This window comes from Streptococcus oralis subsp. oralis (assembly GCF_002096455.1).
GTDB classification, from domain to species: Bacteria; Bacillota; Bacilli; order Lactobacillales; family Streptococcaceae; genus Streptococcus; species Streptococcus oralis_CY.
The window spans coordinates 1-26,997 of sequence record NZ_NCUL01000002.1 but is presented as its reverse complement, the minus strand read 5'-3'; the positions used below and the strand labels follow the sequence as shown (position 1 = coordinate 26,997).

Genomic DNA, 26,997 nt, shown 5'->3' with positions numbered 1-26,997 from the left:
AAAGCGCTTTCTTGCTGGTTTTAAAAAATAGTCTCCTAACTTGGAGACTACTGTTTTTGCTGAAAAACGCCTTGTTTAAAGGTCCCTTCATAAACAACTTCTTGCTCTGTCGTCAACTTCCCTTGACCTTCAGCCTGGCCATTTACAAAATCACCTTCGTATTTCCAGCCAGCTTTTGATTGGAAAGTCCCTTTTCCATTAAAGGCTCCATTATTGAAATCACCTGTATATTGGTCTCCATTTTCAAAGGTCAAGGTTCCTTGACCATTCATTTTCCCTCGTACCAAGGTGCCATCATAAACAAGAGCTCCACCATCAAGTGTCAGGACACCCTTTTTAGGCGTATTTAGCAGAAATACCGAAAGAGCACAGAGTACTATTACAACTACTGCAATGAGCTCTAACCTAGGACGAGTTAGGTAAACTCTATACTTCTCATAAAATTGTTTAAGCTTTTCCATTGTCACTCTCATTTTCTAATCGATCTAGCCAGCTTTGACATCCACTTGTGATACGAGCATAGGTTTCCTCAAAATCTCCTGTATACCAAGGATCTGGGACACTTTCAGATGCAAAAGAGTAGATCTTGTACTGTAGTTCCTGAGGGCACATTTTACGCAGATCTGAAACGTTTGAAGCATCCATACCGATAATGTAATCAAACGATTCAAAGTCTTCCCTGCCAATCTGAAGCGATGTTTTGTCTTTATCATACGGGATCTGATATTGCTGGAAAATCCCTTGCGTTCCCTTATGAATCGGATTGCCATGTTCCCATGATGACGTTGCCCGGCTTTCGACGTGGTAATCGCTCGTCATGGATTTCATCACAAACTCTGCCATGGGGCTACGACAGATATTTCCTAAGCAAACAAATACTATTTTTTTCATCCCTTTTCCTCTCATCTCATAGAAAAACGGGAGTGACAGATCCCGTTTTATTCTTCGATTGCTCCGCTTTCGTCAACAACTGTTCCTTCTGGTGTCACAGCCTCTTTGAGTGGCAAAACGGTCTTGATAGCAGCCAATTCAAAAGTCAAGTAGACCCCATCTACATCAAGTACGATTGTTTGTTTCTCAGTATCGACTTCATCCACTGTTCCGTAAAGTCCACCAATTGTAATGACTTCATAGCCTTTTTGAAGCTTGTTCAAGCTTTCCATACGCTTTTGTGCTTGTTTCTTTTGAGAACGTTGCATAAAGAACATCAAGGCAAACATACCTACAAGCATGATTAAGAAAGTAATATTTGGATTCATTGTTTTCTCCTTTGTGTTTTACATAGGACTACTATATCAAATTTCAGCTACTTTTACAAGATTGTGCCTTGTTTTTATGGTTATAAAAAATCAGAGTTTTCACTCTGATTTTTGTGATTATTTCAAGTTTTGAACGACTTTGACTAGATTTTCAACTGTAAATCCGTACTCTGCCAATACTTTTGGTGCTGGGGCAGATGCTCCAAAGGTATCAATACCGAGAACGGCACCATCAAGACCAACATACTTGTACCAGTTTTGAGTTGCACCCATTTCGACTGCAACACGACGGCGAACTGCATTTGGAAGGATTTCTTCCTTGTAAGCTGCATCTTGTGCGTCAAAGACATCTGTTGATGGCATGCTGACTACACGGACTTTTACACCTTGACTAGCCAATTCTTTGGCAGCTGCGACCGCCAAATTCACCTCTGAACCTGTTGCAATCAAAATCGTATCAAAGTCTGCTGCATTTTCATAGACGACATAGGCACCTTTAGCAACTTTGTCAAAGTCTGTTCCCTCTTCGACAGTCAAATTTTGACGTGTCAAGACAAGGGCAGTTGGTGTTTTTTCGCTTGTCACGGCAAGGTACCAAGCCGCTTGAGTTTCACGCGCATCTGCTGGGCGGAAAACATTCAGATTTGGCATAGCACGGAGACCTGCTAAGTGTTCAACTGGTTCGTGAGTTGGACCATCTTCACCAACTGCGATTGAATCGTGGGTAAAGACATAAGTCACAGGAAGTCCTTGCAAGGCTGACAAGCGGACTGCTGCTTTCACATAGTCAGAGAAGACGAAGAAGGTTCCACCATAAACACGAAGTCCACCATGAAGGGCCATACCGTTCAAGATCGTTCCCATAGCAAATTCACGAACACCAAACTGAATGTTGCGGTTCAAGCGATTAGCGTCGTCTTGAAGTCCGTCCGTTTTGATATAAGTCATGTTTGAGTGAGCAAGGTCAGCTGATCCACCTAGGAAAGTTGGCAGCTTGGCAGCGACAACGTTCAAAGCATCTTGACTTGAATTACGAGTGGCTTGAGAAAATCCATTTTCTAAGGCTGGGAAGTCTGCTGGAGTCACCTCAACTGGGTCACGTCCGTCGATGATGGCTTCTACTTCTGCAGCCAGTTCTGGATGAGCCTCTTTATAGTCAGCAACTAATTTAGTCCAAACTTGATAAGCTGATTCACCACGGTCTGCAACATTTTCCTTGAAATCAGCATAAACTTCAGCTGGGATTTCAAATGGTTCATAGTCCCAACCGAGCGCTTGGCGAGTTGCTGCAGTTTCATCTGCTCCAAGAGGAGCACCGTGTACGGCATTAGTTCCTTGTTTGTTTGGAGAACCGTATCCAATCACAGTCTTCACTTCAATCAAAGATGGTTTCCCTGAAGCTTTAGCTGCTTCGATAGCCGCATGAATTGCTTCCAAGTCTGTTCCATCTTCAACCAAGGCTGTATGCCAACCGTAGGCATTGTAACGATCACGAACACTTTCTGTAAAGGAATCCTTTGTCTCACCATCCAAGTTGATGTCATTTGAATCATAAAGAACCACCAACTTGTCAAGTTTTTGCAAGCCTGCGTATGAAGCTGCCTCACTTGAGACACCTTCCATCAAGTCTCCATCTCCACAGATCACATAAGTATAGTGGTCAAAGATATTGAAGCCTTCGCGGTTATATTTGGCTGCTAAGAAACGTTCTGCTTGGGCAAAACCAGTAGCAGTAGAAATCCCTTGACCTAGAGGACCAGTTGTAGCGTCAACCCCTGCTGTATGACCAAATTCTGGGTGACCTGGTGTTTTTGAACCCCATTGGCGGAAGTTCTTGACTTCTTCCATGCTAACATCTTCAAAACCAGAAAGGTGAAGAAGGGCATAAAGAAGCATAGAGCCGTGTCCTGCTGAAAGAATAAAGCGATCGCGGTTGATCCAGTTTGGTTGAGCTGGATTGATACGAAGTTGCTTTGTAAAGAGGCTATAGGCCATAGGAGCAGCCCCCATAACCACCCCTGGGTGACCTGAGTTTGCTTTGTTGATGGCGTCAATACCTAGAAAACGAATTGCATTAACAGATAGATTTGACATAGAATTTCCTTTCTCTTTGAGGTGATTAATGAATCACACATCCTATTTTACTATTATATGAAAAAATGCATAGAATAGCAATAAAACAATTTGCGTTCATCTAACACATTTGATTTTCTATTCCCTCGTCACTTCATAGTACGGAAGCAAGCGCGTATAAGCGTCTTCTAGCTTCTCCAATATCGCTTCTACTGACTGATTTTCAATGAGGGAAACATCTGACTTAACCAACACTTTACGGACTTCCTGACTTCTCACCTTCTCGCGTAAAGTACGACGATTCTCCTCAGTAGCCTCCACCTTATGACTTTCCCCATTTGAATAGACTAGATAATAAATTCCTTCTACCACTGGAAGTTCTAAGACCTTGGCTTGCTTGTCTAAGGTCTGTTCGTCTTTCTTGCGCTCGATGAAACTGACTTCCAAAGAAATCCCAAAGTCAGCAGGTGTTCCATACAAACGAAGAGCCATCATAGGTTCTGTCACTTGTCCGTCTCTCTGAAGATAGGCCCAGAAATACGGCCGCAAGCGTTGCGCTTGGTTCATCCACTGACTAGTCTGTTGCAATTGCCATTCTGGATGACTAGCTTCAAAGGTTTTGGCCAGTTCTGTAAAAGACTTCCGAGCCTCTTGGCCTTTGTGACGCAATTCCAGCATCTTTTCTCTTTCATCACCAGCTTTGTCAGGATTACGATACTGGACCCCTGCAAATGATAGGTATTCTCTAACTGCTTTCAGCATATCTGAATCTTTCCTTTCCTAGCAAAAAATCAGGATGAACCTGATTTTGCTTTGCTTATTCTGCATCTACGACAACATAGCGATTTGGCTCGTCACCTTCAGAGTAACTTGTCACGCCATCCATGCGTGAAATAATGCGATGGATAATCTTGCGTTCGCTATTTGACATTGGATCAGTTTGTTGGCTACGTCCTTCTTCTAAAACGCGAGTCGCCAATTTTTGAGCGTAGGTTTGCAAGACTTCTGCACGGTGTTCAACGTAATCATTGACATTGATTGTGATGTAGAAGGTTCTTGAATAGCGATTATAAAGGTAATTTTGCGCTAACAGCTGAAGAGCTTTCAAGACTTTTCCGTGATAGCCGATAATACGGCCTGGTTCATTGGTGTCAATTTGAAGATTGATGGTGCGGCGATTGTAGTCGCTTGAAATCGTCCCTTCAACATCCATATCATCTACAATGGTTTGAACGTAGCTAGCTACTTCAGTTGCCACCTGTTCGATGTCATAACTTGGTTCTACTTTCAAGCCTAAATCTTCCAAAGATTGGCTTGTTGCTTCCTGCCTTTCAGTTTCTTTTTCTGGAGCAGATTCCACTTCCTCGGTAGTATCCTCTGGTTCCAATTCATTTAAAATTGAAATATGGCCTGTTTCTTCCAAAATTGTGCTGGCATGCTTTTCATTTTTCAAGATTTCAGCCTTGACCTCTTCAGAGACACCTTGACCTTCTTCTTCAATCTTCTTGATGGCTTCCACTACATGTCCCAAATCAACAGTTGCTTCACTTACTGTTTTCACGGGTTCATTTTTTTCATTAACTTCTTTTGGAACCCCTTTAATGGCCTGCTGATTGGCTTTGATCACTGTCGTTTCACTAATCGCTTCGATATCAACTTGAGCTGGCTTCTTACCAAACAAGCCTAAGAATCCTTTTTTCTCTTTTGAAACGACCTTGATGTGGGCCTTCATTCTTGGAATGTCTAATTCTTTCAATCCTTTTTGGATTGCTTCTTCAACCGTTGAACCTGTAAATAATACCATTACCAGATTCCTCCTTATTTTTTCTTTTTCTGTGCTTTTTTCAAGGCTCTTCTCTTCTTGCCTTCTAAATCTTTTTCTGCTTGCGCCACTGCTTCTCTTTCAGCAATAATCTTGAAAGGATTGTTCAAGAAATAGGTTTGCAGAACTTGGTAAGCATTGGATACGGCCCAGTACAAGGCTACACCACTTGGGGCGGAGATGGCAAAAACAAAGATCAATACAGGCATACCATACATCATCCCTGTCGTAGCTCCACTTTTTTCAGACAAAGCTTTATTCGATAACCAGCTACTCAAGAAGGTAAAGACTGCCGCCAAAATCGGAAGGACAAAACTTGTATCTACTCCTCCCAAATTAATCCATAAAAAGTGACCTGTTTTCAAAAAGTCTACTCGACTCAAGGCTTGAAAGAGCGCCAAGAGAACCGGCATTTGTATTAAAATCGGCCAGAGAGAGGAGGAATGCTTGATCCCTAACTCTTTATAAACCTTACGCATCTCCTGATCTAACTTGGTTCTACTTTCCATATCACGACCCGGATATTGCTCTCGCAAAGTCTTGATGCGTGGTTGAGCCTCTTGCATTTTTCTAGAGGCAACCATCTGTGTCTGAAAGACCGGTAATAGAATCGTCCGGATCAAAATCGTGAAGAGGATAATCCCCACTCCGATACTAATGTCAAAGGACAAAAAGCGGATAATTTCAGCAAAAAAATAGACGAATTTACTCCAAAAGTCTGTCGAATCTGCTGTTATATCGCTAGCTGTACCATTTGTTGCACAGGCTGTCATGATAAACAAGGACAAGCCCAACAAACTAGTCAACTGTAGTTTCTTTTTCACTCCCATTTCCTTCCTGGTAAATCTTTGATAACTTTAATACGTGGAGTAGATTTTTCTCCATCTCTGCATATTCCAAGGTTTCCACCCCTTTTCGGGCAATCACGACAAAATCAACATGCTCTACTAAACTTCCTTTTACACTTTGTAGAATGTGTCGGATTCGTCTCTTGATTTGATTTCTGGTAACTGCATTCCCCAGCTTTTTGCTGACGGACAGTCCTACTCGAAAATGGTTTTGCTGGTTTTCCAATTGGTAGACAACAAATTTTCGATTGGCAAAACTTGTTCCGTCCTTGAAAATCGCCTTAAAATCTTTCTCTCTTTTCACACGAAAGCTTTTCTTCAAAACTCAACTCCATCTATTAAATTACTACTATTATACCATATTTTTTGAAAAAGCCAATAACAGCAAGGTTTTAGACATTTTCTACATAAAAAAAGCTGGAAAATCTCTTTTCCAACTTCTTTTCACAATCAAATTTCATGTGTATTTACTTATTTTTTCAAGCGCTCAACATCGCGTGCAATCACCAATTCTTCATCTGTTGGAATAACCAAGACACGGATTTTCGCTGCGTCAGTTGAGATGTCTCCCGTTACGCCAAAGACGTTCTTTTCTGGATCCACATCACAACCAAACCAAGAGATACCTGAAATGACATCCTCACGAACCAAAGCTGCATTTTCACCGATACCTGCTGTGAAGATAATCGCATCTGCCCCATTTAGGACTGCAAGGTATTGACCGATATGTTTTTGGATACGATCGACGTACATTTCATAAGCCAAAGTCGCATCATGGTCTCCTGCTTCCATGGCAGCAATCACATCACGCATATCGCTTGACTGACCAGAAACTCCCATGAGCCCTGATTCACGATTGAGAACGCGACTAATATCTTCTGGGGTATTAAAATCCTCTGTATATTGCATGAGATAAGGGATGATAGCAGGGTCAATATCTCCTGTACGAGTTCCCATCATCACACCGCCGAGTGGTGTGAATCCCATAGAAGTATCCACAGACTTCCCACCCTTAACAGCTGTGATAGAAGCCCCGTTACCAATATGGCAGGTAATCAATTTCAAATCTTCTAGAGGACGGCCCAAAAGTTTCGCTGCTTCTCCTGCGACAAACTGGTGGCTTGTCCCGTGGGCACCATATTTACGAACCTTGTTGTCTGTGTAGTATTTAGTTGGTAGAGGGTAGCGATAAGCCTTTTCTGGCATGGTTGTGTGGAATGAGGTATCAAATACGACAACACTGGTAATATCTGGAAGCAATTCCTTGAATGCGCGAATTCCAGCTGCGTTAGCTGGATTGTGAAGAGGAGCCAAGAGTCCCAATTCCTCAACTTTTTCTAACACGTCTCCCTCAACAACTGTTGATTCCTTGAAATATTCACCACCTGCAACGACGCGGTGTCCGACACCTGTAATCTCATCGTACCCTTTGATAATATCAAAACGAATCAAGTCATCCAATAGAATTTTAACGGCTTGTGTATGGTCTTCAATATCAAGAATTTGTTGCTCCGAACGACCGTCAAATTTTACTGTTGAAATGGAATCTTTCAATCCAATACGTTCAATCAAGCCTTTAGCCAAAACTTTCTCTTCAGGCATTTGATAAAGTTGCCATTTCAAGCTTGAGCTTCCTGCATTGATTGCAATTGTTTTTGTCATAAGATGATACCTCTTTTTAAGCGTTTTCATCTATTATAACAAAATCTCTTTTATATTTCAGTACCTTTGCTCCAATTTTGAAAATTTTCTTTAAAGGTAAACAAAACTGACGGATCTTGCAAGCTAGTAAGAGGGTAAACAAAGGGTTCTATTTCTTTATCTCTTTTCTTCTGTAAGACAAAAATACTTTTAGCTTGGCTTGCAGTTGAGAAAATATCCTCTGGCAGAGCGATGATAGCAGCCAGACTCACTTCGTCTTTGAGCCACCCTTTTAATAAATCACTTTGAGGACTGGTCAATAAATCACTCGGAGCTAGAAAAATAGCATAACCATCTGACTTAAGGTACTTGAGGCCTTGCTCCATCAGCAAATGGTGGGCATAGGTATGTTCTTGGCTAGAAGCTACATGATAGCGTGAAGCGATAGTGTCGTCTGGGTAATAACCGATAGGTAAGTCACTGATGACCACATCGCTTTCTTTAAGCATTTGCGGACGAACGGCATCTCCTTGGACAAATCCAGCCTGCAAACCAATCACATCTGCCATGCTAGCTGCCAAATCAATCAGCAAGTCATCCACTTCAATTCCCAAGTAATCCACTTTTTTAGCAAGAGAAGTCAAGAAAGTAGCACCCAGAATTCCCATTCCAGAACCTATTTCGAGGATGCTAATTTCCTCTTGATCAAGCAACTCTTCCACAATAAGTACCAAGAGGAGGGCAATGGCATCCGGCGTAAACTGGTGATTGGCCTGTAAAGGCTCCGTTTGCCCTGCCTTCATCAAGAGAAACTGATAGGTCTTGAGCCACTCTTCCTTGCGAAGGGCTAAGCGCCTAAGGGCTTGATTGTTTTCCTTGACCTGCTCTAGCTCAGTTTTGCCATCCAGATAGATGCTGTTTTGCTCTACCAAGGCGTCATAAAAGTTGGTCGCCAAATCACTTTGGATGACTTGGACATTCTCTAGTAAATACGTATAAGCTTGTTCTATTTTTTCAAAATCCATATTCCTATCTTATCAAAATTCCCCTATTTTTTCCATCTGAAGAGAAAAAATCACTGCTTTAGTGAGCGAGTGATTTTTGGGCTACAGTTAAAAAGAGCTCTGCGTAATTTCCTAGGAAAAGACCTTCAGCACTGTAAAGAATCTGGCTGTCAATGCTCGAAAAACCAAACTGGTCGAGTTTGGTTTCCAGTTCAGCCAATTCAAATCCGTGGTGGTTGGTATCTGTCTTGACAAAATCAGCAATGAGGACTTGCCCCTTCTCCCTAAGGTGTTGGTGAAACATGGCAAGAGTCGCATCTAGATCAGGCATATGATGAAGAACTCGACTGACAACAATCAGGTCAAATTGCTGGTCCAAAGGATTCACCAGTAAATCCTGCTCCAAGAGTTGAAGATTCCTGATTTCTTGGTCCCCTGCTTTCAAACGGGCTTGCTTCAGCATTTTCTCCGAGATATCTACTAGGGTAACCGACTTGGCTTGCTTAGCTAGAGGCAAGGCTAACAGACCCGTCCCACCACCAAAGTCCAGTATTGCCTTGTCTGATAGAAAATCAATCTGTTTTTCAATTGCATGACAAACCAAATTTGCAAGAAAGATATTTTTGGGCGAATCAAAGGTTTCTGCTTTGTGATTAAAATCGTGTTTCATGCTTTTAGTGTAACACAAAGAAGTTGAATTGCCTAGGAATTGGCTTTCTTTTCAGGCTTTTCTTCTGATTTTTTCTTCCCTGCTTGATTGCTTGAATCAGTCGCTACCTCTTCCTTTTTAGCTGTTTTCTTTTCTTGGATTTTCATCGGAGGAAAGAGAAATTCATAGTCTCCCTTATTCATACGAACACTTGTCGCAAAACCTGTTTTCGTATTTTGATAAGTGACTTTTCCTAGGTTAAAGACTCGTTCCCCACTTTCTTGCTCAGCCTTATCTTTGCTTCGCTTGGCCATGGCAAAAGCGGCCAACTTTTCTTTGTTTAGGGCAAAGTCTTTGTGATGGGCAACTTGCCGATTCAAATAAAACTGCAACAAAAGGCTAAAAATGGCTGCCATGGTGACTGCATATAAAAGAACGCCTGCCTTAACTTTTTGTTTTTTCCACACGATAGATGAACTCCCTTTCTAAGCCCTTTTGAAATTGAAAACGAAAGCGAACCAATTGATTTTCCTCTGTAATTTGAGCTGATTTGAGTCCATAAACCATTGGCTGGTAACCCCGTCCACTGCTATCGGTTTTCCGAAAATCATCTGATTTGGACTTGCCCATAGCGATAGCCTTGCCATCTTGCTTCACATAAAGGTGATTGGCTTCCACCTTTTCAAACTGCGAACGCTCTAACTCTGCCTCCAGTTGATCCACAAACAAGAGCCACTCTTTTTGCTCGCTTTGCTGCTGGTAACGAACTTCTGAAATGAGGAGCTGACTCATAGCCTGAAAGAGGAGCAAGCCTCCGCTAACGACGATAAGGGCAATCAGAGATTCTAAAAGAGTGAAAGCTCTTACCTTACTGCTCTTTAAGGTCGAGCAACTTCTCTGAACCATGATAAACCTCCAATCCTTTCTCACTAGCAAATACCTGGATTTCCACTCCATTTACCCTCACTTGATTTTGACCTGTTTGCAAGGCCATCTTCGCCACACGCAAGACTTCTTCCTTTTGCAAGATTTCTGCCTCTTCTTGTCTATTTTTCTGAATTTGTCCTAAAAGGAGGGTTGCAATGCTGGCAAACACAGCCAAAGCTACTACTGCTTCTAGTAAGATTACTGCCTTAATTTTTTGTTTCCTTAGTGCGTTTAATTTTTCCATTTCCTAGATATAATTGATAGCGAATCGCTCCTTTACTGGTCTGAAATTCAACCTTAGCCAGGGACGAATTGCCCCCAGCTCGGTCAAATATAATGCTTTGTCCTGATGGTGCCTGAATTCCTTTTGGAACGGTCAAGTTTTGATTGCCATTGCTGATCGTCTGTCCATCTAAGTTCAGACTGGTTTTTTGCTGACTAGCAACACTGCGTTTTTGCGTTTCCCTATAGAGTTCTTCAAACTCCATAAAGAAAATCTGCTCTTCCACCGCTGCAAAACTGGACTGAACTGAGCCGGACAAGCCCAAAGCAAGGATACTCACAAGTCCCAGAACCAAGAGACTTTCCAGCATAGTAAAGGCCTTAATCTGCAACAGTTTGACTGGTTTTTTGTTTTGCATGGTAGTCTTTATAAGCTTTGGCTTGCTCAGCTGTGATACGACCGTCCGCTTGTAATTTGCTGAGGCTGGCATCATCATTTTTATCCAAACGATAAAGTTCTGCCTGGCTTTCCACGACCTTGACAACAGCAGCTTTTCCTTTGTCATCTACGGCATCCTTTTGCTTGGTCAAATTGGGCACAAAGAGCAAGAGAAGAACGCTGATGATGAGCAAGACCACTAACATTTCTACCAAAGTGAAAGCTTTAACCTTGGCTTTTTTTAAATTTGTCATGAGTTTTTTCATTTTAAAAATTTACCTCCATATTTTGATACATGGGCATGAGCATTGCCGCATAAAGTAAAACGATAATCAGGGCCACAAAGATAAAAACCAGTGGCTGTACTAAGTTCATGGTGCGGTTGACTCGGATAAAAAAGGATTCCCAAGTCTTTTCCGCGTAGATTTCCAACTCACTCCCCAGCTTGGACTTGACTTCCCCATACTCGATGATGAGACTCAACTCCTTTTTAAAGAAAGGATAGGTTCCTATAGTCTGAGAAAATTCGTGGCCATTTTGCAGGGCTTGAGCCAGATCTTGACCGGTTTCTTTAAAGAGCTGGGAACCTTGTTCCTGCATGATCTGAAAAATCTGCATCAGCTCCATCCCCTGCGAAATCATATTGCCCCATTCACGCGCATAATAAGCTGTCAGATAAGTCTGGACAAAGATTCCTAGAAAGGGAATCCGCGCTAACATCGAGAAGACCCGCATCTTGGAACTTCTTTTGTAGAAAGTGAGGGCTAAAAGTAAAGATAGAGAGCAAACCAGCACTAGTCCCAGAAATATTTGTGGCAGATTGCCGATGATTTGAGTGGCAATATTGCTACTGTCCAGTTGGGGAAGTAGATAGTTTCTCAACCCCAGCATGATTAGCAGGAGAAATCCCAGCAAAATCAGGGGATAGGTCGCCACTTCGATTAACTTCTTCTTGACCTTGGACAAATTATCCAGATATTCTTCTATCTTCCTCAGACTCAGGTGAAGATTTCCATGCACTTCAGCTAGAGATAATTGGGTCACAATAGCACTTGAAAAGCCCAAGCTGTTCATCATTTCTGAGAATGATTTCCCCTGAGACAATCCTTGGTTCATCTGGGCCACATAGTCCTTTTCTAGCAGGGCACTTCTGCCCAAGAAAGAAGTAATTTCCACCAAATGAAAGCCACTGGAAAAGAGGTTGTTAAACAGGGTGATGATTTTCTTCTGCTTAGCTGTAGCTAATTTTTTCCGTTTCAGCCTGAAGATTTGTGATATGTCCATCTTTAAGAAGCTGCTCAATCTGTTCATTCCAGCTAGTTGGCTGGTGTTCCTGATAGTCTTTGTTTGCAAAGTCAACGATTCCTCCTCCCCCAATTAATCTCTGGTAGCAGACTCCTTGCAGGACAACTGCTAGTTCCTCCTCCGTCACACCCAACTCCAGAAGGCGTTCATAAACACCTCGGATACTTTTGGCATGAATGGTTGAAAAGACCGTCGCACCCGTTAAACTGGCTCTGACCACTGCACGCGCCGTTTCACTATCCCGAATTTCACCAATAATCAAGAGATCCGGACGATGCCGGAGAGACAGTTTGATCAGATTTTCATAGGTCAAGCCAATCGCTTCATTCAACTGCAACTGGAGCATGTCTTCCTGCTTGATCTCGACAGGATCTTCGATGGACATAACCTGTTGCCCCTTAAAAAGTGACTTGGCTAATTCGTGCATCAAGGTCGTCTTGCCACTTCCAACTGGACCCGCAAAAAGGTAGAGCCCCCGTTGCCTGTACTGCTCACCCAGTTCGTTCATATCCTGAAACCAGAAATGCAGGTCCTGCTCCTCATCGTGCAACAAACGAATGACCAAACTCTCATGTCCCCGATAATCTCCCACGGTAGACAAACGCAGAGAAGACACCTTCTCCCCATGCTGATAGTCGCAAGAACCCAGCTGACTGCGCCTCTTCTCTCCTACGTTCATACCCGCCACAAACTTAAAATGACTAATCACAGCAGCTAAAACATCAAACTCATAGGAGTCAACGAGACACCGCTCGTCTCCAACCCGCATGTGAAGCTCGTAGGACTTTTCCTTGGGAATGAAATAGATATCCTGAGCCTTCTTTTCTTTCGCAGTAGCAATAATTTTCTGTGCAATTTCTTGTACCATACCGCCCTCCTTATCTAACTATTCGCAAAAAAATAAAAAAAGCAACTTAAAAAGTTACTTTTTATCTCCATTTCATACGGCAAGAACGGTGTTTTTCTTGACCTGTTTGTTTTTCGTAGCCTGGACGTAGCTTTTCATCGGGGATGACTTGCTCATCCTGTAAAAGTGCCAAAGAATGATACTGCTGCAAATACTCATCACACTCATCACACCAGCGTTGGTCGGCAGGATCCCAAAAAATAGTCATCAAATCACTCCGACTCTTATAAAGAGGATTCTTCTTTTCCAGCTCAAACCAGCATGATTTATAATATTTTAGAGCATCATAATACTTGTCAAAAGATTGACTCATGATGACATCTTCTTCCCAACCTTCTATGAACCACCACGGTTCAAAATCCCCATACATTTCTATAACACGATACATTCTTACTACTTCCTTTGTATCGTATATTATATCTAATTTTTTATTACAAGAAAAGGATTTTGCTTGTTTCCCCCATTAGAAACTTCTTTAAGAAGCCTGTTATTTTCATCTGATAATAAAAATAGGAGTCCTTTATTGACCCCTATTTTTTATCTTCTTAGGCTTGATAACGTTTCACACCATCTAGGTAGGTTGCTACCAATTCCAAATCTTTATCTAGTACGATAAAGTCAGCGTCATAACCTTCACGGATTTGACCACAGACATCATCGATGTGAACAGATTTTGCTGGGTTGAGGCTGGCCATCATGACTGCTTCATGCGGATTCGCAATGCCCCATTCGACCACATTTTTCAAACCATCTTTGAGTTTGAGGATTGAACCTGCCAAATTGCCTGTCGATTTGAGGCGAGCAGTTCCATTAGCAACAACTACTGGGAATTCTCCCAACATGTAGTCGCCGTCTTCCAATCCACCCGCTGTCATACAGTCTGTGATAAGGGCGATATTTTCAGTTCCTTTTTGCTTGAGCAAAATATCACAGGCCTTTGGATCTACGTGGTGACCGTCACAGATCAACTCTGCGTAAGTATGTGGCAATTCATACATGGCTCCCACCATACCGAGCTCACGGTGAGTCAACCCACGCATCCCATTGTAGGCATGTACCCAAACACTCGCTCCAGCATCGACTGCTTTTTTAGCTTCATCAAAAGTCGCATTGGAGTGTCCAAGAGCAACGGTCACTCCTTCACCCGTAACTGTACGAACAAAGTCTTCTACACCTTCACGTTCTGGCGCAAGGGCAATTTTATTGAGCAGGCCATTTGCTGCTTTTTGCCAAGCACGAAACTCATCCATACGGGGGTCTTTCATATAAGCAGGGTTTTGGGCTCCCTTGTATTTCTCTGTGAAATAAGGTCCTTCAAAATAGATCCCACGAATCTTGGCTCCACTTGCTTCCTGGTAACGAGCGCCGATATTTTCAGTTACCGCAAGCAACTGCTCGTAAGAGGAAGTCAAGGTCGTTGGCAAGAAGCTGGTAACACCCGTGCTAAGTAGACCTTCACTCATGGTATGAAGGGTTCCTTCGATGTTATTGTCCATGACATCCACACCGCCAAATCCATGAATGTGGGTATCCACAAGTCCTGGGGCAATGCTATAACCTGTATAGTCAATCACCTCAGCTCCTTCAGGAATCTGTTCTACATGTTTGCCAAACTTGCCATCCACAAGTTCCAAGTAACCGCCACGACGAACTCCGTGTGGGTAGAAAAACTGATCCGCTTTAATATAATTAGGCATAATGATAACCTCCTTGATAGATTGATTCTAGAATTTATTATGTCAATTACATTATAAACCTTTCTTTTTCATTTGTAAATGGTATAGACCTATTTTCTAGAGATATTTTAAAAGAGCTGGATTTCTCCAACTCTTTAATTTTATTTTGATTTTACAGGTAGTTCTTGAGCAGCCTTAACAGCAGCTGCAATCGTCTCTGCGTAAAGTTTAGCACCTTCTTCAATCATGTTGCTATTATTTCCAAAGTGAACTTGGTCAGTTCCAGCCCAGATTTCAGGGTGTTCCTTAGCAACCTTATTCCAGTCAGCGATGCTCACATATGGGTTCTTTTCAGCTAATTCTCTCGCATAAGCCGCATACTGTTCCACTGATGTGTAAGTGTCCTTGCTCTTATCTCCCTCATAAGGTGTCACCAGTATCAGATGGTGTCCTTTCGGTAGATTGTTCACGATGCTGTCCAAATCATTCTTATAACCTTCAGGATTGTTGACTCCCGTTGCAATGACGACTGTTTTTAGCAGCGCCTTGTTCTGACTGTTATTGAGCATGATGTCATTGGCTTGCTTGGTCGTTCGACTAACCTGGGCATTGATATTCGCTTCAGGAAGTGCCTCTTGTAAGGCTGTATTGGCACGCAAGGCTACCGAATCTCCTATTAGGCTTGTTCCCTCAGAAATTCCTAGACGACTCAGTTCAGCTTGTTCAGCAAGAGTCTTTGTTTGTCCTATATTGGTCTGGGCTTGTTTGAAACCATTGACCATCAAGTCTGTCTCAAAAGCTCCAACTTGAGGAGCCACAGCTATGATAATCAAGGTAATCAAGGTAAGAATGCCAGCAGCACCAGCACTAATTGGTTTAATATGAGGCAATCGACTAATCTTCCGTATTAAAGGATTGGATTTACCGGCAATCAACGGCTCAATAATATAGAAGGATAGGATAGCAAAGAAATAAGAAAAGATGATTGTCAGAATAACAGCAGGCAGATTACTCATCAGCTGAGAAAAGATAATATAAAAAGGCCAGTGGAAAAGATAAACCGCGTAGCTAGTATCCGCTAAAAATGTAATGATCCGAGGTTCTTGTATCTCAGGCGTTTTCTCATGCAAGACACGCGCAGCAAAAATCATGGTCACTGCCGCTAAACTTGCTAGCAAGAAGCCAAATAAGTACGCAAACAGGTAGGTGAACTTGACAAAGAAAGTCAAGAGCATTAACACCAAGAGACCTGCAGCAAATACCAGTAGATTTTGACGAAGATCCCACATCCGGTCAAACTGCTTGACTAAATCGCTCGTCTGACGAACCCCCACAACTGTCGCTAAAATGCTTCCTAAAAAGAAGGGATAGACATGGGTCAAACTTGAAAAGTAGACAGATGAATAGGAACTAGCCATTAGACTACCAATAAACATGGAGAAAAAGCTAATGATAAAAGCTCCTGCAGAAAGGAGAAAGACCATCCCTCTCAATTGACTACTAGATTTTGAACGTTTCGATAAGAACCAAACCGCTAAGCCCCAAAGGATATAGTAGTGAACCTCAACAGCTAGACTCCAGTTGTGAACAAAGAGATGCGGAATGAACTGGGATTCATAACTTCCCCCTGTTAACATTTCGTAGAAGTTGGTCATAAAACCGAGAACTCCAGCTATCTGGCCACCAATTCCAGCAACATAGTCTTGACGAACCAAGAAAGTAAAAGGCATGGTCACCAAAACCATCAGCACTACAGGTGGCACGATGCGGTAAAACCGTCTCTTAAAAAAGCCCAACAAATCAATCTGATGTGCCTTCCCAAATTCTTCTAAAAGGAGGGAGGTGATCAAAAATCCTGAAAAAGTGAAAAAGACATCTACCCCAAAGAATCCTCCAGGAAAGATTGTTTGAAAGAAGTGGTACAAAAGCACCAAAAGTAAACCTGTAATCCTAATCAAGGAAAACCATTTAATACGCATACGAGTCTATTCTCCATTAAATTAGGAAGTAAAACACCACCTAATTTCCATTCCATTATACTCCCTATTCTATCAAAAAAATAGGAAAAATCCTAAGAGAAAACTTAGGATTTTGGCATTCTATTTTTACACTTTAGAAATTGCGCCCTGACTTGTTGTAGCCATATTTTTCTACAAAATACTCACGAAATTCCAAGAGATTGTCATCCATGATGGCTTGGCGGACCTGCTTCATCAGGTTGAGCAAGAAGTAGAGATTGTGGTAACTAGTCAAGCGGATACCAAAGGTTTCATCAGCCTTGAGCAGGTGACGAAGATAAGCGCGTGTGTAGTTCTTACATGTGTAGCAATCACACTCAGGATCCAGTGGCGTAAAATCTTCAGCGAATTGGGCATTCTTGACAACCAAACGACCTCGGCTGGTCATACAAGTTCCGTTACGAGCAATACGAGTTGGCAAGACACAGTCAAACATATCTACACCACGAATGACTCCATCAATCAAGCTATCTGGCGCTCCCACACCCATCAAATAGCGAGGTTTGTTTTCAGGAAGAAGTTGGGTTGTGAAGTCCAAGACGGCATTCATTTCTTCGTGCGTTTCTCCCACTGCCAAACCACCGATAGAGTAGCCTGGGAAATCCATGCTGACAAGGTCATGAGCTGACTGACGGCGAAGGTCTTCAAAGCCTGCCCCCTGTACAATTCCAAACAAACCTTGGTCATGCGGGCGACGGTGAGCCTTCAAACCACGCTCAGCCCAACGGCTAGTACGCTCGATTGATTTCTTAACGTAGTCATAAGGTTGGTAAAACTGAGGACATTCATCAAAAGACATCATGATGTCGGAGCCTAGATTATTCTGAATAGAGATGGCCTTTTCTGGCGATAGGAACATCTTGGAACCATTGAGATGGTTTTTAAAGGTTACTCCTTCTTCGGTGATATTTCGGCTATCAGCTAGGGAATAAACCTGAAAACCACCACTATCCGTCAAGATTGGTTGGTCCCAATTCATGAACTTGTGGAGACCACCTGCGCGTGCGATGAGTTCATCTCCAGGGCGAAGCCAGAGATGATAGGTATTAGAGAGGATAATCCCTGATCCCATCTCCTTCAACTCCTCTGGTGACTGGGTTTTTACAGTAGCTTGGGTCCCAACTGGCATAAACATAGGCGTTGGAAAGGTACCGTGCGGGGTGATGATTTCTCCCAGACGAGCTCCTGTATGTTTTTCTTTCTTAATCAAACGGTATTTGATTGGTGAATCTGACATTTTCTACCTCCGAAGCTGGGAAAGACAGTCCCAGTTCATACTTTGTGCCCAAAGGCATACTGTATGATTTTATCAAAAAAACCAGGAACTGTCACGAACTATGGTATAATGAGAGAATGAAATACCCAAAAATTGATTTAAAAACCATTCGTCTGCAGACGAGGCAGTTTCAGGCTGAAAATCCCCGTCTCTTTCTCGTCTATCTCTTACCTAGCATACTGGTCATCTTATCAGGCTTTCTCAACCCCTTGGCTCGTCTCCAAGAAAATGTTTTAGAGCAATCCTTTTTCAGCATGCTGGCACAAGTGCTCCAAGCCTATCTCTTCCCGCTAGTGGTTTCTTTTGTGAGCACGATTTTTCTAGCAGGTGCTGCTTTTGCGACACTCCGACTCCTCAAGGATCCTGATACAGAACTCTCAGTAAAATCAAGTCTAGCCCTCTTTGCTGCAGAGCGCTTCTCGCAAACCTTCCTAACTCTGCTCCTCAAACGTTTCTACCTCTTTTTATGGAGCATTCCAAACTTAGTAGGCGTTTATTTTCTCTTTTATAGCAATCTCTTAGCTCGGAGATTTGTCGCCCTACATCCTGAATTTCCAAAACTAGATCTCTCGTCGCTTGAAACCGAGCAATTCCTTATGACCTTTGGTCTCTACTTTTTCGCGAGCCTCATCTTGATGATTGTAGGAAATATCCTCTATATCCCGCAACATTACGCCTACTCGCAGGTAGAATTCCTCCTTTGCGACACTCTGGATTTAGGCCAGGCTAAACCCAGTCAAATTCTGAAAACCAGTCGATTCTTGGTGAAAGGTTACAAATTTCAACGCTTTGTCCTCGACTTACAACTACTTCCTTGGCACTTCCTCAATTGGATTACTTTTGGAATTGCTAGTTTTTCCATCCTTCCCTATATCCAGAGCAGCCAAATCATTTTCTATCGAACTTTGCTCGCTCTCAAACGCCGAAAAGTATAAACTTTCTACTATTATCTCAAAAAAATCAGCACTTTCTAAAGAAGGTGCTGATTTCAGTTATTTTTAAAATATAATGAAGAAACTCCTGTAACAGGACTAAGTTGCTTATTCACAATAAAGAAATAATCACATGCTGTCCATTTACCCTACCAAGGTCACATTTTCTATATTTCCTTCAATATCTGCCCTGACTTCTACCGCATGCCCAGCAAAAATATCCTCTTTATCTCCATAATAAAGAGTCAAATCCCCCGCTTCGCTGATAGACAGTTCCCCCAGATACAAGGAATTATAAAAATAGTCCTCTGTTAATACTTCGGCATCTCCGTCTGAAGCTAGCCAGTCCTCTGCTGTTTCCCACATCTCTTTTACTATAACGTCTCGGATTTCAGAGTCTCTTCGGTCAATATCCCTGACAAATGTTTTCAAGTAGCCAAATGATTTTGGTGGTAAGCTGGCATCTTCATTTGCATCCAACATCACGCTAACCCTGCTTCCCGCAAGATCCATACTTCCCTCAAACCATGAATAAGCTCTATTTAAAGTGAATTCGCCTATAGAATCTTTGATGACGACTGGTTTAACATATTCTGCAATCAGAGCTTCTAATCTACTATCCGACTGCCCATCTTCAATGTATTCCAGCAGACGATAACAGTTATTCGCTACTGCTGCCATATAAGGTTCTAATTGCCTTTGTGGTCTTTTCTGACATTTGATGTGATGAATCTGATAGGGCTCGAAACTATAGCTATAGAGCAAGCCCTTTTCTTCATATTCCTCTGGACTCACCAACCACTCCAAACGTCCCTCTATTTCCGAGAACTCCTTTGTCCCCACATTCACACTTGCTACAAAATGAACCGAAGGCAACTTCCATCCATTCTTTAAAACAGTCGCACCTCCCACATTTTGTAAAGTGATAATCAAGAGTTCAACGACTTCACCACAAAATTCTTTTTCAAAGTCATCAATGGTTTTCTCAAATGTTTTTTTCAAACTATTCATCATAGTGTTCTCACCTTCTACTAAAATAAAAATACTTGATTTTCAGTCAACTTCAGTTTGATTATAGCATAACTTTGAAAACATTTTGACTTAGAACAACAAAAAGAAGCCTCAACCTTATGAGTTTTCAGCTTCTTTTTCTATTAGTTCATTGAAACGTGAACGTGGTCATAGTGATTTTCGGTTACGCTACCACGGTCTGGCATTGGATTCCACGTATAGGCTGGTCCATATTTACTATCGTATGGAGCGTAGAAACGTTGTTTCCAAATGATATAGTTGATACCACGGCTAGCCATATTTTTGACTGCATATTCTGCAATTTGATCTCCGAGTGCTGAACTCACTGGAACCATAAAGTCGATGGCCAAACCTTTACCATGGTCCCCACTGTCACCAGGACGGTAGCCACTAAAAGATGTAATTCCAAACAAGTTGGCTACTTCTTCTTTAAAGGCCGCCGTTTGTGGTTGAAGACCAGCATTCTCAGACTTAGCTACAGCAAGTCCTGCATAGTCAGGAGCCGCTGGAGCAGCATACGTTCTTGAAGGAGTTTGGCTTTGCTCTGCTTGATAAGTCGAAGTTGCAGTGTCAGAAGTTGCTGTTGATGCTGCTTCTTCTGTTGCACTTGTTCCTGTTGTATCAGCAGGTGTTTCAGTTGCTGGAGCAGCTGCTACTGGTGCTTCTGCTGGAGTTGTTGCTGCCGTTTCTTCAGTAGCTGGAGTCGCTGCTTGAGGAGCTTCTTCTTCAACTGGACTAGTTGTTTCTGCTGCTACAGGTGTTTCTGTAGATGGTGTCTCTTCAGCAACTGTCGCTGTCTCAGAAACTTCTGAATTTGGCGCTACTTCTGTTGGTTTTTCAGTCTCTGTTACAGTTGGAGCATCCTCAATTGGTTGAGAAAGATCTTCTACTTGAACTGTTTGTTCATCAACTGTCACTTGATTCGTCGTCAAATCAGCTGTCGCAGTCGTCACTTCTTCACTAGAATCCGCTTGAGGAGTTTGGATTTCAACTTCCGTCACCTCTTCTTCCTCATTGACAGTTGTAGTGAGGACAGTATCTGGGAAAATCAAGTCCATATTAGTGATTTTGTTCAAATTAGCAAGAACGGTTACATCTACTCCCAAAGCTTCTGCAATCGTGCTCAGGGTATCACCATACTGAACTGTATAGCTGTTTTTGTTCTCGTTTTTCGTCACATCATTTTGGATTTGCTCAACGCTACGTGCTGTCCAAGAGATTTCTTGAGCTTTAGCTCCTAATGCGGGAGCAAGAGACAGGGCTACTGTTGAGGCTAAAATAATTCTTTTCTTCATTCGTTCATATTCCTTTCAAATGAGTACCTGTCTATCATAACACAAAAAAAACAGAAAAAAAGCCCTCTCGGGCCTATTTAACAGAACTGTCTATTCCTTGTAACAAACTAGATCAGTTGAAATAGTTTGTTAGCCTTCTGTCATAAAACTGACACAATCTTTTTATTGCTCATCCTCAAAAATGTAGGGAATATCTGCCAATGCTTGAATCCTCTGATTCCCTTCATAAGTTGACTCTAAAAAGTTAATGCTTTGAATACCGCTATTCTGGGCAAATTTCACATCCAAAGTCCGGTCCCCTAGATAATAGGTAGTCCTAGGATCCAACTCATATTTGTCTAGCAGATATGTCGCCGCTTCTGGACTGGGCTTGCGTGCAAAACCACTCTGATTAGTTAAAATTTCTGTGAAATAGAACTCTAACCCCAAGTCTCTTAAAATAGTAAGCGCATTGTCTCCCTTATGAGTATAGACAAACTGCTGAATCCCTGCTTGGTCTGCCCAAGCTAGCACTTCACCCGCACCTGGCATCAAAATTACCTGGGCATTTTTCTCAGCCAGACTTTGGGCGCGCACCTGATTGAGCACTTCCGCATCCAGGTTTCTCTCTTCTGCCACCTGCTCCAGCAAATCCTGCACAGAGTACCTGAGGATAAACTCTCTCACTTTTTCCTTATCATAAGGAATAGAAAACTGAGCAAAGGTCTCCTCAATCCCTGACAAAATCGCTTCGTACGAGTCTAATAAAGTCCCGTCTAAATCCCAAATAAAGGCTATTTTTTGCATCTCCTATCCTTTCAAACTCATATAACGCTGGTAACGGTAACGTAGAAATAACCAACGGAAACCATTATCCAAGAGAGTCCCTGCCCAAATACCAGGCAAGCCCCAACCAAGCACAATCCCCATCAGATAGGCTGTCCCAATGCGGATACACCACATCCCGATACTTGTAGCATAAAAGGGGAGGCGAGCATTGCCCAAACCCTGCCAAACTGCCGTATATATAACTGTCCCTGTTGCCATGGGAGTCCCTAGTAGTGAGAACAGTGCCACCAAAACGCTCGCTTCGACTGCTATAGGGTCGGTCGTATAGAGATGAGTCAATGGTGTCCCCAAGGCATAGATACTGAAAGTTAAGGGCAACATGAGAAGCAGGGAAAGCCAAAAGGTTTGCTTGCTCAAATCATCTACTCTTTCCCAGTTATCCTCTCCAACTGCTCGAGCTACCTGCATGACCGTCGCCGTAGCGACGCCAAAGGCAGGCATATAGTTAAACTGGGTCAAGACTTCTCCGACTGCATTCCCCGCTACTGCCTCCGTCCCAAAAGAAACAACCAAGGCAATGATCACTACATCTCCAGCTCGCATCATGAGACGTTCTCCTGCCACTGGCAAAGCCAAAGTCAATAGTTCCTTATCTAAACCAAAAGTCGGTTTCTCAAAAGGCAGCTTTAATTGCGACCACAAAATCACAAGACCGACTAAGCGAGACAAGATAGTCCCCCAAGCAACACCCGCTATGCCCATATCAAGGACAAAAATAGCTAGACTTGAAAAAAGAATATTCAAGGCATTGGATAAAAGACTAACATAGAGAGGTAGACGCGGATTATGCGTTGCACGAATCAAGGCACCTAGACTGGTCATCAAGCCCAAGAGAACAATCGATCCGCCTACCAAAGATAGGTAGAGTCCACCACTCTCGGCCACATCCTGCTCAGTTCCCAAGAGCCCTATCATCTCTTGCCCAGCAAAGATGGATAAGGCGCCTAAAAGTGCACTCAGCAATAGGGTTATCTTGAGAGCCTCTGTCACGTGATAAGACAACTTGGACTGATCTTTCTGCCCCAAACTTTTTGAAATAACACTGGAAATAGCAGCCCCCAGAGCGATAAAAATCGCCTGGTAAATGGTGATAATATTGCCAGCCACTGAAACACCTGAAATGGCGATTAAGCCCAAGTGAGCGACCAAATAACTGTCCACCATTCCCATGAGCATCTGCAAAAAGTTTTCACCCATAGCTGGCAATGCAATATTAAGAATGTCTTTATTTTTCTTAAACAATCCTTCCTCCTGATGAAAAGAAACTCAGTTGGTTTCCCAACCGAGTTTACTCCCTCTGTCTTAAAGTCCTAGATAAGCCTCAACCGCTGCTTGCATGTCAGCAGCTGCCACTGTTGTTTTATGACGAACTGGAGCTGTTTCAAGGCCATCAACCGCTGGTGGCACTGCCACTCCTGAAATGTCATGTAATTGAGCCAAAGCTTCAAAGTCAGTCAAGCCAACCTTCCCAGTTACCGCTTCTACTGCAACCACTGGGAACTTGTATGGACTAGCTGTTGAAGCAATCACTGTCTTAGTCGCATCGCCAGTAGCCACTTGGTATTTTCTATAAACAGCTGAGGCAACCGCCGTATGTGGATCCTCGATGTAGGCATCTGTTTGATAAACACGCTTGATTTCTGCCGCAGTTTCTTTCTCAGTCGCATATTCAGCTGCAAAGAGTTCCAGGATCGCTGTATCAAAGTCTGTCAATTCATATTGTCCTTGTGTACTCAAGGCATTCATGAGTTCAGTTGTCTTAACCGCATCATTCCCCAAAAGATGGAAAATCAAACGCTCCAAGTTTGAAGATACAAGGATATCCATAGATGGACTAGTTGTTACTTTAAACTCACGTTTCTTGTCATAGACACGGGTTTTAAAGAAATCTGTCAAGACATTGTTATCATTTGAAGCACAGATTAATTTGCCAACTGGCAGACCAATTTGTTTAGCATAAAAGGCAGCCAAGATATTTCCAAAGTTTCCTGTCGGTACTGTGAAGTTGACCTTTTCACCAGTCACAATCTCACCAGACTTGACCAACTGAGCGTAGGCATAAACATAATAAACAATCTGTGGTACCAAACGACCAATGTTCATAGAGTTAGCTGATGAAAATTGCAGTTTATTGGCAGCCAATTTTTCACGAAGAGCTACATCGTTAAACATATGTTTCACATTTGTTTGTGCATCATCAAAGTTTCCATCAATAGCGATAACATGAGTATTGTCGCCAGTCTGAGTAGTCATTTGCAACTCTTGTACCTTGCTGACACCATCCTTTGGATAAAAGACGATAATCTCAGTTCCAGGCACATCCGCAAACCCTGCCATAGCAGCTTTTCCAGTATCACCAGATGTCGCTGTCAAAATGACAATCTTGTTCTCCAAACCATGCTTTTTAGCGGCTGTCGTCATAAAGTATGGCAAGATAGACAAGGCCATATCTTTAAAGGCAATCGTTGAACCATGGAACAATTCCAAGTTGTATTGCCCATCCAGTTTCACCAATGGCGCAATAGCTGGAGTATCAAACTTGCTATCGTAGGCATTGTTGATACAGTAGTTCAACTCCTCAGCCGTAAAGTCATCTAAAAAGGCTGATAAAACTAATTTGGCCACTTCTTGGTAAGAAGCATCTTTTAATGTTTCAAAGTCCAAATCCACCTTTGGATAAGTAAGTGGTGTAAACAGACCACCATCCGTCGCCAAACCTTGCAAAATAGCTTGGCTGGCAGTTACTGTATTATTGGCATCACGCGTTGATTGATAAACTAATGTCATGAATCTCTATCCTTTATCTATAGTCTCTTCCATTATATCATGATTTTTCAGAAAATTCTCCCTTTATAAGAGAAATTATAATCCCAATTCTTTCTTCAAAGGCTCTAAATAAACCATTTCTTGCTTATCTCTTTTCTCCAGCCCCTCCTCAGCAAGGGTGAGTAAGTCTTTAGAAAACTCGAGAACCGCAGCTTCTTCTTCATCTGTAAGTTTTTTCTTAGAAAATTGTCGTCTTAAAAGCTTATAATCACGACCAGCTGTGGTAAAAAATGGAGCAGTTCGCAAGTAAGCTTCAAGCTTGTCTAAATGAACCAACAAGCCCAAATGAAAGGCTGCAGAAGCAAAAGTCCTATCAAGCGGCTGAGTACACACACTACGAAACTCAACTGTCCCTCGAGTCGTTAAGTCTTGGTACTGGTAACTACGATGAGTTTGGAAATCTTCCTCCTGAGGATGAATTAACACCTCATCCCCATTAAGGGTAAATGCTTGGATTTCAGGTGTAGCCAAATAGTCCCTAGCCTGAATCGGATAAAAATAATAGGTCTGCCCATCACGCTCCGCAGTAAAAATCGCAGAATGATTTAAATAGTCAAAAAAATCATCCTCATCTTTAAATAGTCTAGTATTGACACCAACATTCTCTGGATAGATACCATGCATGGATTCTTCCCAAAAAATATCTCTCGAAATTTTGGTATCCCAATCTGCCCCTGAAAACTCAGAATTTGCAAACAAATAAGCTTTAGCAGCTTCAATTTGCGTAAAAGCATTGATAACACGCAGGTAGTTGAACCTTGAAATGTCTAGTTGAACCTGACTCCCACATATAAAGGCTCCATACTCAGGGAAATGATGTAAATCTGATTTAGTTACATTTCTACTCAAATTCAGATAATCCATCAACATCTGATAGCGGGGATAAGCCACTGGACAATTCTCATTTTTATCCCAGTTGGGATGAATGCCGCAGCCAACAATAGCATGATTAGCTCCCCCCAACTTATTCTGAATCGTAGCCATATAGAAGTTAAAGCGTTCTTCCACCTCTTGGATAGATTCGGCCTTTCCGAATGCAAACTCAATCGTCGTATAAGCAACCTCAAATAAGATCGTATCTTGGCTGACTGGATCAAGTAACTGAATTGGATTCCCAAAATCATCCTCTTTTTCGATAGTAAAGCCCAATACTGATGGTAAATACCGAAAGAGGTCCTTAACAACTTCACCATCTGTAGCCTTACCCGCTAAATTTACAATAGGAAATTCTAACTCAATTCCAATAAATAAATCTGGGTTCTCTTTTATATTCTTTAAGTAACGTTTCTTTAGTAATTCAACAGACCGAGACATTAATCACCAAACTCTTTCATAATCAAAATAAATTGTGAATAAGTAATATTATACCAAAAATACACTAAAAATGACTAGAATAAGAAGAAAAAGATCATTCATCAGTTATCTGTACTTAATCAAAATCTTTACCAAAACAAAAAACAAGGCCCGAAAACCTTGTCTTTCATACTATACCGGCGGCCGGGGTCGAACCGGCACGTCCTTGCGGACACTGGATTTTGAGTCCAGCGCGTCTGCCAATTCCGCCACGCCGGCAAATAGTAACTGGGGTAGCTGGATTCGAACCAACGCATGAGGGAGTCAAAGTCCCTTGCCTTACCGCTTGGCTATACCCCAATAATATAAAATAGGCGAGTGATGGGGATCGAACCCACGCATGCCAGAGCCACAATCTGGTGTGTTAACCACTTCACCACACCCGCCATAATCATATTAACACGGGCAGTAGGAATTGAACCCACACTGAAGGTTTTGGAGACCTTAGTTCTACCTTTAAACTATGCCCGTAACTAAAGTAATGGAAGGGGAGGGATTCGAACCCCCGAACCCGAAGGAGCGGATTTACAGTCCGCCGCGTTTAGCCTCTTCGCTACCCTTCCAAGTTATAAATAAAATATGGCGCGAGACGGAATCGAACCGCCGACACATGGAGCTTCAATCCATTGCTCTACCAACTGAGCTACCGAGCCAAATTGCGGGAG

The 26,997-nt window shown here is 42.4% G+C and carries 29 protein-coding genes and 6 tRNA genes; 1 reads left to right on the top strand and 34 read right to left on the bottom strand.

What is annotated here, in order from left to right; all coding sequences use genetic code 11:
• Positions 1-47: 47 nt before the first annotated feature.
• The 22 genes from B7720_RS00195 to tgt all read right to left on the bottom strand — a co-directional run bounded on the left by B7720_RS00195 (position 48) and on the right by tgt (position 18,027).
• Positions 48-461: an MORN repeat-containing protein gene (locus B7720_RS00195; RefSeq protein WP_070657904.1), complete on the bottom strand. Its 414-nt coding sequence runs from the start codon at positions 459-461 to the stop codon at positions 48-50.
• The gene (locus B7720_RS00190) at positions 448-891 is read right to left on the bottom strand and encodes a low molecular weight protein-tyrosine-phosphatase (RefSeq protein WP_070657905.1); all 444 of its coding nucleotides are present in this window, start codon (positions 889-891) and stop codon (positions 448-450) included. The genes B7720_RS00195 and B7720_RS00190 overlap by 14 nt, the downstream gene beginning before the upstream one ends.
• Positions 892-938: 47 nt before the next feature.
• Positions 939-1,259 carry a preprotein translocase subunit YajC gene (gene yajC / locus B7720_RS00185; RefSeq protein WP_084855919.1) on the bottom strand — a complete coding sequence of 107 codons (321 nt, stop codon included), beginning with the start codon at positions 1,257-1,259 and terminating at the stop codon, positions 939-941.
• Positions 1,260-1,376: 117 nt separating this feature from the next.
• Positions 1,377-3,353, bottom strand: coding sequence for a transketolase (gene tkt, locus B7720_RS00180; RefSeq protein ID WP_084855917.1), 1,977 nt, complete (start codon positions 3,351-3,353; stop codon positions 1,377-1,379).
• A gap of 117 nt (positions 3,354-3,470) precedes the next feature.
• Positions 3,471-4,094, bottom strand: coding sequence for a ribonuclease P (locus tag B7720_RS00175; RefSeq protein ID WP_084855915.1), 624 nt, complete (start codon positions 4,092-4,094; stop codon positions 3,471-3,473).
• A gap of 55 nt (positions 4,095-4,149) precedes the next feature.
• Positions 4,150-5,136 carry an RNA-binding cell elongation regulator Jag/EloR gene (gene jag, locus B7720_RS00170; RefSeq protein WP_084855913.1) on the bottom strand — a complete coding sequence of 329 codons (987 nt, stop codon included), beginning with the start codon at positions 5,134-5,136 and terminating at the stop codon, positions 4,150-4,152.
• 14 nt (positions 5,137-5,150) lie between these two features.
• Positions 5,151-5,978 (bottom strand): membrane protein insertase YidC, encoded by an 828-nt coding sequence (locus B7720_RS00165; protein WP_193432076.1) that lies wholly within the window; start codon positions 5,976-5,978, stop codon positions 5,151-5,153.
• Entirely contained in the window at positions 5,953-6,324 is a 372-nt protein-coding gene (gene rnpA, locus B7720_RS00160; protein WP_000748120.1) for a ribonuclease P protein component, read from the bottom strand. Before rnpA ends, B7720_RS00165 begins: the two co-directional genes overlap by 26 nt.
• Positions 6,325-6,473: 149 nt before the next feature.
• Positions 6,474-7,664 (bottom strand): acetate kinase, encoded by a 1,191-nt coding sequence (locus B7720_RS00155; RefSeq protein ID WP_000167790.1) that lies wholly within the window; start codon positions 7,662-7,664, stop codon positions 6,474-6,476.
• A 50-nt stretch (positions 7,665-7,714) separates the two neighbouring features.
• The gene (locus tag B7720_RS00150; protein WP_084855908.1) at positions 7,715-8,668 is read right to left on the bottom strand and encodes a class I SAM-dependent methyltransferase; all 954 of its coding nucleotides are present in this window, start codon (positions 8,666-8,668) and stop codon (positions 7,715-7,717) included.
• A gap of 58 nt (positions 8,669-8,726) precedes the next feature.
• Positions 8,727-9,317: a class I SAM-dependent methyltransferase gene (locus B7720_RS00145; RefSeq protein WP_084855906.1), complete on the bottom strand. Its 591-nt coding sequence runs from the start codon at positions 9,315-9,317 to the stop codon at positions 8,727-8,729.
• A 32-nt stretch (positions 9,318-9,349) separates the two neighbouring features.
• Positions 9,350-9,763 carry a competence type IV pilus minor pilin ComGG gene (gene comGG / locus B7720_RS00140; protein WP_084855903.1) on the bottom strand — a complete coding sequence of 138 codons (414 nt, stop codon included), beginning with the start codon at positions 9,761-9,763 and terminating at the stop codon, positions 9,350-9,352.
• Positions 9,741-10,202, bottom strand: a complete 462-nt coding sequence (comGF, locus tag B7720_RS00135; protein ID WP_084855901.1) for a competence type IV pilus minor pilin ComGF — start codon at positions 10,200-10,202, stop codon at positions 9,741-9,743. Before comGF ends, comGG begins: the two co-directional genes overlap by 23 nt.
• Positions 10,165-10,467, bottom strand: coding sequence for a competence type IV pilus minor pilin ComGE (gene comGE / locus B7720_RS00130; protein ID WP_084855899.1), 303 nt, complete (start codon positions 10,465-10,467; stop codon positions 10,165-10,167). The genes comGF and comGE overlap by 38 nt, the downstream gene beginning before the upstream one ends.
• Positions 10,430-10,864, bottom strand: coding sequence for a competence type IV pilus minor pilin ComGD (comGD, locus tag B7720_RS00125; protein WP_162281755.1), 435 nt, complete (start codon positions 10,862-10,864; stop codon positions 10,430-10,432). Before comGD ends, comGE begins: the two co-directional genes overlap by 38 nt.
• The gene (gene comGC / locus B7720_RS00120) at positions 10,827-11,150 is read right to left on the bottom strand and encodes a competence type IV pilus major pilin ComGC (protein WP_000735798.1); all 324 of its coding nucleotides are present in this window, start codon (positions 11,148-11,150) and stop codon (positions 10,827-10,829) included. The genes comGD and comGC overlap by 38 nt, the downstream gene beginning before the upstream one ends.
• 1 nt (position 11,151) lies before the next feature.
• Positions 11,152-12,168: a competence type IV pilus assembly protein ComGB gene (gene comGB / locus B7720_RS00115; protein WP_084855895.1), complete on the bottom strand. Its 1,017-nt coding sequence runs from the start codon at positions 12,166-12,168 to the stop codon at positions 11,152-11,154.
• Complete coding sequence (gene comGA, locus B7720_RS00110) at positions 12,116-13,057, bottom strand: competence type IV pilus ATPase ComGA (protein WP_084855892.1); 942 nt, start codon at positions 13,055-13,057, stop codon at positions 12,116-12,118. The genes comGB and comGA overlap by 53 nt, the downstream gene beginning before the upstream one ends.
• A gap of 61 nt (positions 13,058-13,118) precedes the next feature.
• Positions 13,119-13,484: a DUF1033 family protein gene (locus B7720_RS00105; RefSeq protein ID WP_000286399.1), complete on the bottom strand. Its 366-nt coding sequence runs from the start codon at positions 13,482-13,484 to the stop codon at positions 13,119-13,121.
• A gap of 157 nt (positions 13,485-13,641) precedes the next feature.
• On the bottom strand, positions 13,642-14,793 hold the full coding sequence (gene nagA, locus B7720_RS00100; RefSeq protein ID WP_001134447.1) for an N-acetylglucosamine-6-phosphate deacetylase: 1,152 nt from the start codon (positions 14,791-14,793) through the stop codon (positions 13,642-13,644).
• Between the two features lie 140 nt (positions 14,794-14,933).
• The gene (locus B7720_RS00095) at positions 14,934-16,751 is read right to left on the bottom strand and encodes an acyltransferase family protein (RefSeq protein ID WP_084855890.1); all 1,818 of its coding nucleotides are present in this window, start codon (positions 16,749-16,751) and stop codon (positions 14,934-14,936) included.
• Positions 16,752-16,884: 133 nt separating this feature from the next.
• Positions 16,885-18,027 (bottom strand): tRNA guanosine(34) transglycosylase Tgt, encoded by a 1,143-nt coding sequence (gene tgt, locus B7720_RS00090; protein ID WP_001285238.1) that lies wholly within the window; start codon positions 18,025-18,027, stop codon positions 16,885-16,887.
• A gap of 116 nt (positions 18,028-18,143) precedes the next feature.
• On the opposite strand from tgt, the gene B7720_RS00085 reads away from it, so the two are divergent.
• A complete protein-coding gene (locus B7720_RS00085) occupies positions 18,144-19,001 on the top strand; it encodes a DUF975 family protein (protein ID WP_084855888.1) in 858 nt (285 codons plus the stop codon).
• A 141-nt stretch (positions 19,002-19,142) separates the two neighbouring features.
• On the opposite strand, the gene B7720_RS00080 is transcribed toward B7720_RS00085, so the two are convergent.
• From B7720_RS00080 to B7720_RS00025, 12 genes are all read right to left on the bottom strand, one after another.
• The gene (locus tag B7720_RS00080; protein WP_225904036.1) at positions 19,143-20,009 is read right to left on the bottom strand and encodes a DUF2262 domain-containing protein; all 867 of its coding nucleotides are present in this window, start codon (positions 20,007-20,009) and stop codon (positions 19,143-19,145) included.
• Between the two features lie 143 nt (positions 20,010-20,152).
• Complete coding sequence (locus B7720_RS00075) at positions 20,153-21,325, bottom strand: LysM peptidoglycan-binding domain-containing protein (RefSeq protein WP_000746000.1); 1,173 nt, start codon at positions 21,323-21,325, stop codon at positions 20,153-20,155.
• 162 nt (positions 21,326-21,487) lie between these two features.
• A complete protein-coding gene (locus B7720_RS00070) occupies positions 21,488-22,111 on the bottom strand; it encodes an HAD-IA family hydrolase (RefSeq protein WP_084855886.1) in 624 nt (207 codons plus the stop codon).
• Positions 22,112-22,114: 3 nt separating this feature from the next.
• Positions 22,115-23,395 (bottom strand): MATE family efflux transporter, encoded by a 1,281-nt coding sequence (locus tag B7720_RS00065; protein ID WP_084855884.1) that lies wholly within the window; start codon positions 23,393-23,395, stop codon positions 22,115-22,117.
• A gap of 60 nt (positions 23,396-23,455) precedes the next feature.
• Entirely contained in the window at positions 23,456-24,940 is a 1,485-nt protein-coding gene (gene thrC / locus B7720_RS00060; RefSeq protein ID WP_084855881.1) for a threonine synthase, read from the bottom strand.
• A gap of 75 nt (positions 24,941-25,015) precedes the next feature.
• Positions 25,016-26,293: a glutamate-cysteine ligase family protein gene (locus tag B7720_RS00055; RefSeq protein ID WP_084855878.1), complete on the bottom strand. Its 1,278-nt coding sequence runs from the start codon at positions 26,291-26,293 to the stop codon at positions 25,016-25,018.
• A 174-nt stretch (positions 26,294-26,467) separates the two neighbouring features.
• Positions 26,468-26,551 (bottom strand) — tRNA-Leu (locus B7720_RS00050).
• A gap of 9 nt (positions 26,552-26,560) precedes the next feature.
• Positions 26,561-26,632, bottom strand: a tRNA-Gln gene (locus B7720_RS00045).
• Between the two features lie 13 nt (positions 26,633-26,645).
• A tRNA-His gene (locus tag B7720_RS00040) sits at positions 26,646-26,718 on the bottom strand.
• A 14-nt stretch (positions 26,719-26,732) separates the two neighbouring features.
• Positions 26,733-26,803, bottom strand: a tRNA-Trp gene (locus B7720_RS00035).
• Positions 26,804-26,814: 11 nt separating this feature from the next.
• A tRNA-Tyr gene (locus B7720_RS00030) sits at positions 26,815-26,895 on the bottom strand.
• A gap of 17 nt (positions 26,896-26,912) precedes the next feature.
• Positions 26,913-26,985: transfer RNA gene (locus B7720_RS00025), tRNA-Phe, on the bottom strand.
• Between the last annotated feature and the right edge of the window lie 12 nt (positions 26,986-26,997).

Bases quoted from the DNA above. Each gene is read 5' to 3' on its own strand.
- B7720_RS00195 (WP_070657904.1), bottom strand. From the start codon at position 461: ATGGAAAAGCTTAAACAATTTTATGAGAAGTATAGAGTTTACCTAACT.
- B7720_RS00190 (WP_070657905.1), bottom strand. From the start codon at position 891: ATGAAAAAAATAGTATTTGTTTGCTTAGGAAATATCTGTCGTAGCCCC.
- yajC (WP_084855919.1), bottom strand. From the start codon at position 1,259: ATGAATCCAAATATTACTTTCTTAATCATGCTTGTAGGTATGTTTGCC.
- tkt (WP_084855917.1), bottom strand. From the start codon at position 3,353: ATGTCAAATCTATCTGTTAATGCAATTCGTTTTCTAGGTATTGACGCC.
- B7720_RS00175 (WP_084855915.1), bottom strand. From the start codon at position 4,094: ATGCTGAAAGCAGTTAGAGAATACCTATCATTTGCAGGGGTCCAGTAT.
- jag (WP_084855913.1), bottom strand. From the start codon at position 5,136: ATGGTATTATTTACAGGTTCAACGGTTGAAGAAGCAATCCAAAAAGGA.
- B7720_RS00155 (WP_000167790.1), bottom strand. From the start codon at position 7,664: ATGACAAAAACAATTGCAATCAATGCAGGAAGCTCAAGCTTGAAATGG.
- B7720_RS00150 (WP_084855908.1), bottom strand. From the start codon at position 8,668: ATGGATTTTGAAAAAATAGAACAAGCTTATACGTATTTACTAGAGAAT.
- B7720_RS00145 (WP_084855906.1), bottom strand. From the start codon at position 9,317: ATGAAACACGATTTTAATCACAAAGCAGAAACCTTTGATTCGCCCAAA.
- comGF (WP_084855901.1), bottom strand. From the start codon at position 10,202: ATGGTTCAGAGAAGTTGCTCGACCTTAAAGAGCAGTAAGGTAAGAGCT.
- comGE (WP_084855899.1), bottom strand. From the start codon at position 10,467: ATGGAAAAATTAAACGCACTAAGGAAACAAAAAATTAAGGCAGTAATC.
- comGD (WP_162281755.1), bottom strand. From the start codon at position 10,864: ATGCAAAACAAAAAACCAGTCAAACTGTTGCAGATTAAGGCCTTTACT.
- comGC (WP_000735798.1), bottom strand. From the start codon at position 11,150: ATGAAAAAACTCATGACAAATTTAAAAAAAGCCAAGGTTAAAGCTTTC.
- comGB (WP_084855895.1), bottom strand. From the start codon at position 12,168: ATGGACATATCACAAATCTTCAGGCTGAAACGGAAAAAATTAGCTACA.
- comGA (WP_084855892.1), bottom strand. From the start codon at position 13,057: ATGGTACAAGAAATTGCACAGAAAATTATTGCTACTGCGAAAGAAAAG.
- B7720_RS00105 (WP_000286399.1), bottom strand. From the start codon at position 13,484: ATGTATCGTGTTATAGAAATGTATGGGGATTTTGAACCGTGGTGGTTC.
- nagA (WP_001134447.1), bottom strand. From the start codon at position 14,793: ATGCCTAATTATATTAAAGCGGATCAGTTTTTCTACCCACACGGAGTT.
- B7720_RS00095 (WP_084855890.1), bottom strand. From the start codon at position 16,751: ATGCGTATTAAATGGTTTTCCTTGATTAGGATTACAGGTTTACTTTTG.
- tgt (WP_001285238.1), bottom strand. From the start codon at position 18,027: ATGTCAGATTCACCAATCAAATACCGTTTGATTAAGAAAGAAAAACAT.
- B7720_RS00085 (WP_084855888.1), top strand. From the start codon at position 18,144: ATGAAATACCCAAAAATTGATTTAAAAACCATTCGTCTGCAGACGAGG.
- B7720_RS00080 (WP_225904036.1), bottom strand. From the start codon at position 20,009: ATGAATAGTTTGAAAAAAACATTTGAGAAAACCATTGATGACTTTGAA.
- B7720_RS00075 (WP_000746000.1), bottom strand. From the start codon at position 21,325: ATGAAGAAAAGAATTATTTTAGCCTCAACAGTAGCCCTGTCTCTTGCT.
- B7720_RS00070 (WP_084855886.1), bottom strand. From the start codon at position 22,111: ATGCAAAAAATAGCCTTTATTTGGGATTTAGACGGGACTTTATTAGAC.
- thrC (WP_084855881.1), bottom strand. From the start codon at position 24,940: ATGACATTAGTTTATCAATCAACGCGTGATGCCAATAATACAGTAACT.
- B7720_RS00055 (WP_084855878.1), bottom strand. From the start codon at position 26,293: ATGTCTCGGTCTGTTGAATTACTAAAGAAACGTTACTTAAAGAATATA.